A 10,019-nucleotide genomic window follows, 5' to 3' on the forward strand; every position below is an offset into this window, starting at 1 on the left:
CTACTGAATGGCCTACTTTGCCCGGCGTTTTCGATGCGCCGATTACTGCGACCGAAGAGGGACTATAAAAGTTGCCTAACCTGCTCATCTTTATGCCTCCCTGTCCACAAGAGATCGTAGAGATAGAGGAATAGATCGAGCGACCTTATCCGCTTCTGAAAAATGAAAGCCACTCCTGCTTCATGTCTACCCAAAAAAGAACAATGTATCCAAGATAAATAGCGGTATCAAGATACCCAGGGACCATGCCATGTAACCGAAAAAACTGGGCATACGGATTTGGTTCTCCTCGGCGATGGAGCGCACCATAAAGTTGGGAGCGTTACCAATGTAGGTATTGGCTCCCATAAACACGGCCCCACAGGACACAGCCATAAGCATCTTGGGATCTATTACACCTAAGGTAGTAGTTACACCAGAAGTAGCTCCGAGACTGGCGGCAGTGGTCAGAAATACAAGATAAGTAGGTGCGTTATCCAAGAAGCTAGACAGAGCCCCGGTTGCCCAGAAAAAGTGTGCTGGCCGGGTAAGCCCTAGATAGGCACCACGGGCGTGGAGGATCTCCAGAGCCGGTATCATCGTCATGAAAATACCTGCAAAAAGGACAGCCACTTCCTTGATGGGGCCCCAGGTGAACCGATTATCCCGGCGGATGTTTTGAGGAGTAGTCTTTAGAGAAAGGTAGGCAGCTAGAAGTATTAAGGTATCACGAATGAGGTTTACATAAGGTAAAACTACAGTCTCTTCCCCGTGCTTAAGTATTGGTAAGCCGTACAGTTCCCCGGTCTTCTGATCGCCAAAAGCAGGGTTTTTCGCTAGGAGACCACTAAAAATCACTGAACCAACAATGATACCCAAATAAAGCAGATTCTGCAAGCCTTCTAGCCGTAGAGGCAGAGTGGTAGAGCTATGTGTAGGCACATCTTCCTTACGGAAGTAGTAGCTATCCAAGAGATAATAAAGGGTGAGTAAGATGAGTACATTAAAGCCCATAGGTACTATAAGTCGCATGGTCCAGAAGAAGGGAACTCCACGTAAAAAACCCAAGAAAAGTGGTGGATCGCCCACCGGGGTAAGGGAGCCACCTATGTTAGAAACAAGGAATATAAAGAATATTATCGTATGAGCCTTATACCGGCGCCACTCGTTTGCCCGGATGACCGGCCTTATAAGGAGCATGGAGGCCCCTGTAGTGCCCACCCAACTGGATAAGACCGTTCCCACCAGGAGAAGCACAGTATTACCCAGGGGTGTTCCCTTCAGGGTGCCCCGCAGGATAAGGCCACCAGAAACTGCAAATAAGCCAAAGAGTAAGATAATAAAAGGAATATAATCAAGAAGGTAAACCTCTACAACCTTATGGAAAGCTACCTCCGAGCCATAAACTATTAGAAACGGTACAAAAAAAGTCAGCGCCCAGAAAGCGCTTACCTTCCCCATGTTGCGTTCCCACCAACGAGAGTTCACTAAGGGAAAAATAGCTATAGAAAGAAGTATACCTACAAAGGGAAGGATGCTCCACAAAGGTAAAACATGGCCTAATTCCAGCTTCTCTGAAGCCCAAGCCACCTTCTGTCCCCCAAAAACAGCAAGGGAACTTATCACCAATACCATACCTGCTCGCCAATACATGAAATTCATCTTCCCCCTAAAGGAACCCATAGAGGCTTTTACAGGACACAATTTCTGTTATAATCCATCACTATTACTTTATCTAATCTGGGTAAGTCATGGGTAACATTAACCTACCCCATAACTTTCCTTTAACTGTTTAACCAATTTCATTACGTTACGCCCCAGTTGGCGACATTCTCTCAAGGCCAGTTCATCATCACCCACACTTCGCCTCCAGATAATCTCACCATCACTTTCTATCGCCCTAAAAAGGGTACCTGTTGCACCATTATTGTACACGGCGCCATCCGGATTTCTACTAGTGGCAACTAGCATGCCATGCATAATAAGGAAGCGCTCTAAGACAAGATGAACCAACTCCTGACCTCCATTCCGCAGAGCAGCATGAGTAACCGCGGCTCCTACTTTCCCACTCAACAGGCTTTTCGACAGATAAAGCCACCTCGTCCTGTCCATGAAAACCTTCATACGCCCGGTGACATTTCCAAAATACACCGGAGACCCCAAGACGATACCATCAGCTTGTAAAAGTTTCTCTGCAAGCTTGGTCATATCATCGTCATTTATTGTACACTGAGACTTCCCCACACATCTGTTGCACCCCAGACATGGTTTTATATTATAATCTACCAGCTCAATTAGCTCGATAGCTGCACCCTCTTCTTGAGCTCCCTCTAGTACAGCCAAAAGAAGTGCTGCGGTATTTCTACCCTTGCGATGGCTACCATTTATGGCTATTACTTTCGGTAACGAGCGCATAGTACCCCCTCCCCCAAAAAGAACAAAGCATTTTACATGCCTAAAAGAAAGCCAACGTTCAACCATCTCCAAGTTACCTTTAGGGTTTAGGCAACAAATCCCACCCGTATCTCGTGCCACCTAAAAAACCTTGCTAATATATCTACAGTAGGTTCAAAAACATCTAGCTTTCAAAAACATTTCGCTTGAATCCGGGCGGCCCGAAAGAACACTGAAAGCTAATGAAGCGATAAATTCCCGGGCCGCCCAGGTTATTAAAACTTATACCTATCATTTCGGGAGCAATTCCTGGGTCCTCCAAATACCAGAGTATCCATGCTTATTTTGATGTGGAATACTCGTAAAAGCCCCGACCTGTCTTGCGACCCAGGTAACCTGCCCTCACCATCTTCCTTAACAGGGGTGCAGGCCGGTATTTAGCCTCTCCCAGCTCCCTATATAGCGTCTCCATGATGGCGAGACAGACGTCCAGCCCAATTAAGTCCGCTAGCGCCAGGGGACCCATAGGGTGGTTAGCCCCCGCCATCATAGCCGTATCAATATCAGCCGCACTTGCCACACCCTCTTGTAGCAAGAAAATAGCCTCGTTAATCATAGGGATCAAGAGTCTATTTACCACAAATCCGGGACTTTCCGTCACCACTATTGGCTTTTTCCCCAAGGCCAGTGCCAGTTCCTTTACACTCTCTACCGTCGTTTCGCTAGTTCTTTGCCCCCGTATTATCTCTACAAGCTGCATTACCGGAACTGGGTTAAAGAAGTGCATTCCTATAACCTGTTCGGGGCGCTTAGTTGCCGCTCCCATTTCGGTAATGCTAAGGGAAGAGGTATTGGACGCTAAAATAACTCCTGGCGGGCAGATTTCATCTAGTTTCCGGAAGAGATCCCGTTTGGCTCCTATTTCCTCAAAAATCGCTTCAATTACCAATTCTGCTCTTGCTGCTAAATTTAGATCGCTTCCGCAGCGAATACGAGCCAAGGCTTCCATTGCTGTCGCTTTATCTATCTTGCCTTTTTCTACCATTTTCTCTAGGCTGCTTTTTATTTTATCCAAGCCCTTTTCCGCCAGATCTTGAGTAGTATCCAATAGAGTTACATTAAAACCAGATTGGGCAAGGACCTGGGCAATACCGCTGCCCATGGTCCCCGCTCCTATTACAGCGATATGCTGTACTTGCATTATCGCTTTAACCTCCCTAATATTTAAATCATCAATCCCCCATCTACACCTAACACTTGCCCGTTAATGTAAGAAGCCTCATCTGAAGCCAGGAAAAGGTAAGCCGCAGCTACATCCTGGGGTAAGCCCAAACGCCCCAGAGGCGTCTTTTCTTTCATCATATCCAATATCTTCTGAGGTACTTTAGCCGTCATATCAGTCAGAATAAATCCAGGGGCTACTGCATTAACCCTTATACCCTTCCTACCTAGTTCCTTGGCCCAAGACTTAGTCATACCAATCACACCAGCTTTAGTAGCTGCATAGTTAGTCTGGCCAATATTACCGTAGACCCCCACTACTGAAGAAGCGTTTAGGATGACGCCAGAACCCTGCTCCAACATAACAGGTACCACTGCCTGGGTGCAGTTGAATACGCCCTTCAAGTTTACAGCTATAACCTTGTCCCACTGTTCTTCCGTCATTTTGGTGAGCAAGGCATCGGATGTTATCCCTGCATTGTTGATTAATATGTCAATGCGGCCGAACTCCTTTTTGGTGGCCTCTACCATGGCTTGTACACTGGCCCGGTCGGTCACGTCGACTTTAAAGAAAAGGGCTGCTGCTCCTGTCGCTCTGAGCTCTTCTAGGGTCTTCTGACCTGCCTCTTCGTCAAAATCACAGATAACCACCTTGGCTCCTTCGCGCGCGAAGAGCAGTGCTGTCTCCTTCCCAATCCCTTTAGCTCCGCCCGTAATGATAGTTACTTTATCCTTAAGGCGCATAGGTTACCTCCCTTTCCTACGAAAAATTATCCTACATAAATTGGCCACTATTATCTTTGAAAAAACCAACTAAGCCATACAGGCTATCCTCATCCGAGCCGTTCCACTATAGTGGCTACGCCCATGCCCCCACCTACGCATAACGTAGCTAGACCATAGCGGCTGCCCCTCCTTTGCATTTCATAAAGGAGGGTTACTAGAATACGGGCACCACTAGCACCTATGGGATGCCCTAAAGCTATGGCTCCACCGTTTACATTAGTCTTGTTTAAATCCAATTCTAACTCTTTGACTACAGCCAGGCATTGAGCAGCGAAGGCTTCGTTGGCCTCAATTAAATCTATGTCAGCTAAAGTCAACCCTGCCCGTTTTAAAGCTTTGCGGGTAGCTTCTACTGGACCAATACCCATAATGCTTGGATCTACTCCAGCCGCCGCCCAACTGCGAACTACGGCTAACGGCTTAAGGCCCAGGCTTTCCGCTTTCCACGACGAGGTTAAAACCAGGCCTGCCGCCCCGTCATTTATCCCCGAGGCATTGCCAGCGGTCACCGTTCCATCCTTCTTAAAGGCAGGCCGTAGCTTGGCCAAGGCCTCAAGGGTAGTACCAAAACGAGGATGTTCGTCCTGTGCGAACTCAATCGGCTCGCCTTTCTTCTGAGGCACTCTAACAGGGACAATCTCCTCCCGGAACCGACCCTCTTTTATGGCCTTTTCGGCCCGTTTCTGACTCTCCAGTGCAAACATATCCTGTTCCTCTCGCGAGATGTTGTACTTCTGGGCTAAATTCTCAGCAGTAATCCCCATATGGTAGTCATTGAATACATCCCATAAGCCATCCTTAATCATAATATCGACTACCTGGCCATCACCCATCCTCATGCCCCAGCGGGCTCCAGGTAAAGCATAGGGAGCCTGAGACATGTTTTCTATCCCGCCAGCGACTATTATATCTGCCTCTCCACTGGCAATCATACCGGCCGCAAGGTTCACAGCCCGCAGGCCTGAGCCGCAGACCATATTTATAGTCATGGCCGGCACTTCCACCGGAATTCCAGCCTTTATAGCTGCCTGCCGCGCCGGATTCTGACCTTGGCCAGCCTGCAGCACATTACCTAGAATCACTTCGTCCACTTGCCCTGCTTCTATACCCGCGCGCTGAAGGGCTTCCTTTACTACTATCGCACCCAGCTCGCTTGCCGGAATGTCTTTTAAGGTTCCTCCAAAAGTGCCTATGGCCGTCCGTACGGCGCTGACAATAACGACATCAGTCACGGGTCCCACTCCTCTCGTGTTTAATTTTGCCTTACTCAAGTTTGAGACATAGCGCAAAGCGAGAGGGCTACCTTTTAATTCCCATGGGCTTATCCCAAAAGATGCGCTCATCCATAATTTTTAGATCCTCGGCGATCTTGGGAACAAACCCCATCTTCTCGAGTACATCCCTCTCTAAATTGACTCCCGGGGCAATTTCGGTTAGATAAACCCCATCTGGCCTTAGCTCGAAAACAGCTCGTTCTGTAATATACAAAACGGTCTGCCCCTGTTCCCGCGCATATTCACCGCTAAATGTGACCTGCTCCACCCTAGGCACTAGCTTCTGAAACTTCCCTTCGGTTCGTATAGACAACCGGCCGTCACCGGTACTAACCTCCAAGCCTCCTGCAGTAAAGCTTCCGCAAAAGACAACCTTCTTGGCATTTTGGGTTATGTTTATAAACCCGCCTGCACCTGCAATACGGGGACCAAATTTAGAAACGTTCACATTTCCTGCCCCATCCATCTGGGCCATACCTAGGAAAGCTAGATCTAGGCCTCCTCCGTCATAGAAATCAAACTGAGAGGGCTGATCGATAATACACTCGGGATTAACCGCAGCTCCAAAGCTTAGCCCGCCTGCTGGGACGCCTCCAATAAGGCCTGCTTCCACAGTCAAGCTCATGTAATCACTAATACCTTCTTCTGCCGCAACGACCCCAATGGCTTCCGGAATACCTATCCCGAGGTTCACGATAGCACCCTGGTACAACTCAAATAGAGCACGGCGCGCTATGATTTTACGTTCATCCAGCGGTATGGATGGTAACTGGGCAAGAGGAATCTTAACTTCGCCGCTGTATGCGGGATTATATTGCTCAGCAAAGGTCTGATAATGATTTTCTGGCTGGGCTACCACTACTACGTCAACTAAAATGCTAGGAATCTTAACTAGCCGAGGATCTAAGGTACCAGCTTGCGCTATTCGTTCCACCTGCACTATCACCTTGCCCCCAGAGTTCCGAGCAGCTTGGGCAATGGCTAGCGCTTCCAGGCAGGCAGCTTCTTTCTCCATGGTGATGTTACCTTTTTCGTCCGCCGTAGTACCCCGGATGAATGCGATATTGATCGGAAAGGCCTTGTAAAAGAGCCTCTCACGTCCTCCAATGTTAATTACTTCCACTAAGTCTTCAGACGTAACGCTGTTTAGCTTACCACCCTCTAGCCGGGGATCAACGAAGGTTTTTAAACCTACATGAGTTATTAAACCTGGCCTTTTTGCAGCTATCTCGCGGAATAGTTGCGAGATTACCCCCTGCGGGAAATTATAAGCCTCTATTTTATTCTCTACTGCGAGACGGCCTAACTTCGGGGCTAAATTCCAGTGACCACCGATAACCCTTTTCAGTAACCCCTCGTGGGCCAGGTGATTCATGCCCCGGTCCTGCCCATCTCCCTGCCCTGCCGCATAGACTAAGGTTAACCCACGCGGACGACCAGTGCTTAAGTATCGCTTCTCTAGCGCAGAAGTTAATTCTTCGGGGTGCGCATTCCCTACAAACCCATTGATAGCCAAGGTATCTCCGTCTTGCACTAGCTTTACTGCTTCTTCTGCTGGCACAAACTTAGGAGCCATGTCTAGCGAGACCTCCTCACTGCAGAAAATATTCATTGGAGGGACTGTATGGCAGGGGCCCTCGGAAGGAGCCCCTGCAGCTTAATAGTGGACTTCAAACAGAAATGGATTTTCGCTCATAGTAGCGTCTTCTTGGCCTTACACGAAGCCAATAACCGGAGCTAAAAGGGCCATCAGGAACCCTGTAGTAAAGGTAATAACCAACGATACCATGCAGATATCTAAATACGACTCCCTGTGGGTCAAGCCGCAGATAGCCAACAACGTGATTACTGCACCGTTATGAGGCAACGTATCAAAGCCGCTGGAAGCCATAGCCGCTATTCGGTGTAGAAGCTGTGGATTAAGGCCGACGTTCAAGGCCCAGTCCAAGTACTGCTTGCTCATAGTTTCTAAAGCTATACTCATGCCTCCCGAGGCTGAGCCAGTTATACCAGCCAGAACGTTGACGGTGATGAATTCTGAAACAAGAGGCATCCCACCCACTTTAATGGACATCAAAGCTTCTGCTATGGCTTGAAAACCTATAAGAGCAGCTATCGTATTTCCATAACCTACTTCAGAGGCTGTGTTCATTATCGCTAATAAGGAGCCTAGAGTACCTTGGTTTAAACTGTTGACATATTTACCTTTCATGGTACGCCAGTTTAAGCATATAGCCGTTATAATGCCTATCACCAGAGCAACCAACAGGGCCCAGGTAGGAGCAACCTGAGATACGGGGCTCGCACCCTGGAAAGGCTTCATAATGTCGGGCTTGAGGCCTGTGAAGACCTTAGTTAATACGAAGTTCAGTAGCAGCACTAAGACCATAGGAAAAAGCGATGACCATACAGGTGGAAGGTTATTATTGTCGATTGCTTCCGGTTCATTCTTGGTGTGCTGTCCGTAACCTTCGCCCGCTAGCATAGCTTTACGCCGCCGCCACTCCAGCCAGGCTACTCCAGCAACAAAAACGATGATGGTATATAAGATACCGGTAACCGGAGCGGCATAAGCTGTCGTTCCAAAATAACGGGTAGGGATCATATTCTGGATCTGCGGTGTACCAGGTACAGCTACCATGGTAAAGGTAAAAGAGCCAAGGGCAATACAAGCAGGTATCAGCCGTTTGGGGATGCCTGCCTCTTTAAACAGAGCCGCTGCAAAGGGATAAACGGCAAAGGCTACTACAAATAGGCTTACTCCTCCATAGGTCAAAATGGCGCAAGCCAACACCACCGCTATAATCGCCCGTTCTTTACCAAGTGAACGTACTACCCAGTGAGCAATGGAACGTGCTGCTCCTGAATCTTCCATCACTTTACCAAAGACGGCACCTAACATAAATATGGGGAAGAAGTTCTTGATGTAAGTGACCATCTTAGGCATGAACAGCTCGGTGTAGCTAGGTAATACGTGCAATCCGCTCGCTGCGGCCGCTAACAAAGCAAAAACGGGAGCCATAAGAATGACCGACCAGCCGCGATAAGCGAAAAACATTAATAATCCAAGGCTTATTAGTATAAACAAAATGCTAACAAATGCCACATGTTCAACCTCCTTAGTTCAGTATCTTTCGTTCTTTGTAATAATTTCCTTTTTTCTCCTCTTTGTGCTCTCACTCTCTCTTTTTCCACTTTATTCTAAAATTCTACAACCCCCCCCTTTCTCGTATTCTGATAACAGTGACCTTCTATGGAACTTAAAAAGCAACTTTCATGCCAAGCATTAGAGTCCGATGAATTGAACAATATGCAGAGCAAATGGCTGAGGGAATAAATTCGCGTTTCGTTATTGTGTTCCGGATTCCCGGAATCGATTGTTTCGGCTAATTCTGATATAAATAGGTCTAAAGCGGCTCCAATACCTCCTTCCGGAAATCAGGACTTATTCCGTGTTTCCGGAAAACTTTTTGCCTAATCGGTATCGCGCTACCTTTTCGTAAAAAGCTGATTTGCTCAGTCCCAAAAGACGTGCTGCCGCAAGACAGTCTCCATGGGTATATCTCAGTGCCTCTTCTAACAAATCTCTCTCCACCTTCGCCAACGTTTCTTTCAATGGTCGCAAGGGCCTAGCCCCCTGCCCTTCCGTCAAATAAGGTGGTAGGTGATGAGGCAAAATCTCAGGCCCGTCTACTACATTTAGAGCTCGCTCTAATACGTTTTCTAATTCCCTAACGTTGCCAGGCCAGTTGTGCCGAACTAAAACTTCTAAAGCAGCGGGGCTAATCTTTTTTCTCCCACAGCCTAAAGTCCTTCCCAGTTTATCTAAAAAATGCTCAACCAATACCGGAATATCTCCTTTACGTTCCCTCAAGGGCGGTATTTCAAGAGTTACCACATTCAGACGATAAAATAGATCAGCCCTAAATCTTCCCTCTTTTACCAACTTTTCTAAGTCACAATTTGTCGCAGCAATAACACGAACATCTATTTTAATCGGCCTGTTACCTCCTACGCGCTCTACTTCCTTTTCTTGAAGAACCCTTAAAAGCTTAGCCTGCATATTTAAAGGCATATCTCCTATTTCATCCAAAAATATCGTACCTCCATTAGCTAATTCAAACTTACCAGCTTTCCCTCCTTTTTTTGCCCCTGTAAAGGCGCCCTCTTCATAACCAAAGAGTTCAGATTCCAGTAGATTTTCTGGAATGGCTGCACAGTTAACCTTTATGAAGGGTCCATGGTAGCGTGGTGAAGCGTTGTGAATAGCATGAGCAAATAGTTCCTTCCCCGTGCCACTCTCCCCTCTTAATAACACGGTTGAGCCTGTCCAAGCTACTTTGGCCACCATCTCCTTCAGCTCTC

The 10,019-nt window shown here is 47.5% G+C and carries 8 protein-coding genes; all 8 read right to left on the reverse strand.

Annotated features, from left to right (window positions below; translation table 11 throughout):
- Nucleotides 1-186 precede the first annotated feature (186 nt).
- Complete coding sequence (locus L5656_RS08785; RefSeq protein WP_297201953.1) at nucleotides 187-1,632, reverse strand: sodium:proton antiporter; 1,446 nt, start codon at nucleotides 1,630-1,632, stop codon at nucleotides 187-189.
- 108 nt (nucleotides 1,633-1,740) lie between these two features.
- Nucleotides 1,741-2,394, reverse strand: a complete 654-nt coding sequence (locus L5656_RS08790) for a flavodoxin family protein (protein WP_297201955.1) — start codon at nucleotides 2,392-2,394, stop codon at nucleotides 1,741-1,743.
- A 319-nt stretch (nucleotides 2,395-2,713) separates the two neighbouring features.
- Nucleotides 2,714-3,574, reverse strand: a complete 861-nt coding sequence (locus L5656_RS08795; protein ID WP_297201958.1) for a 3-hydroxyacyl-CoA dehydrogenase family protein — start codon at nucleotides 3,572-3,574, stop codon at nucleotides 2,714-2,716.
- Nucleotides 3,575-3,597: 23 nt separating this feature from the next.
- Nucleotides 3,598-4,338 carry a 3-oxoacyl-ACP reductase FabG gene (gene fabG / locus L5656_RS08800; protein WP_297201962.1) on the reverse strand — a complete coding sequence of 247 codons (741 nt, stop codon included), beginning with the start codon at nucleotides 4,336-4,338 and terminating at the stop codon, nucleotides 3,598-3,600.
- A gap of 89 nt (nucleotides 4,339-4,427) precedes the next feature.
- Nucleotides 4,428-5,612, reverse strand: a complete 1,185-nt coding sequence (locus L5656_RS08805; protein ID WP_297201964.1) for an acetyl-CoA C-acetyltransferase — start codon at nucleotides 5,610-5,612, stop codon at nucleotides 4,428-4,430.
- A 67-nt stretch (nucleotides 5,613-5,679) separates the two neighbouring features.
- Nucleotides 5,680-7,230, reverse strand: coding sequence for an acyl CoA:acetate/3-ketoacid CoA transferase (locus L5656_RS08810; protein WP_297201968.1), 1,551 nt, complete (start codon nucleotides 7,228-7,230; stop codon nucleotides 5,680-5,682).
- 138 nt (nucleotides 7,231-7,368) lie between these two features.
- Entirely contained in the window at nucleotides 7,369-8,712 is a 1,344-nt protein-coding gene (locus L5656_RS08815; RefSeq protein WP_366018183.1) for a GntP family permease, read from the reverse strand.
- Between the two features lie 387 nt (nucleotides 8,713-9,099).
- Nucleotides 9,100-10,019 (reverse strand): sigma-54 interaction domain-containing protein (locus L5656_RS08820; RefSeq protein WP_297201973.1); only part of this gene is annotated, 920 nt, incomplete at its 5' end.

The organism is Thermanaeromonas sp. (assembly GCF_021890735.1).
Classification (GTDB): Bacteria; Bacillota; DSM-521; order Neomoorellales; family Neomoorellaceae; genus Thermanaeromonas.

What these genes read in the sequence shown, in the direction of transcription:
- L5656_RS08810 (WP_297201968.1), bottom strand. Translation starts at nt 7,230, where the DNA reads ATGGCTCCTAAGTTTGTGCCAGCAGAAGAAGCAGTAAAGCTAGTGCAA.
- L5656_RS08815 (WP_366018183.1), bottom strand. Translation starts at nt 8,712, where the DNA reads ATGTTTTTCGCTTATCGCGGCTGGTCGGTCATTCTTATGGCTCCCGTT.
- L5656_RS08795 (WP_297201958.1), bottom strand. Translation starts at nt 3,574, where the DNA reads ATGCAAGTACAGCATATCGCTGTAATAGGAGCGGGGACCATGGGCAGC.
- L5656_RS08790 (WP_297201955.1), bottom strand. Translation starts at nt 2,394, where the DNA reads ATGCGCTCGTTACCGAAAGTAATAGCCATAAATGGTAGCCATCGCAAG.
- fabG (WP_297201962.1), bottom strand. Translation starts at nt 4,338, where the DNA reads ATGCGCCTTAAGGATAAAGTAACTATCATTACGGGCGGAGCTAAAGGG.
- L5656_RS08785 (WP_297201953.1), bottom strand. Translation starts at nt 1,632, where the DNA reads ATGTATTGGCGAGCAGGTATGGTATTGGTGATAAGTTCCCTTGCTGTT.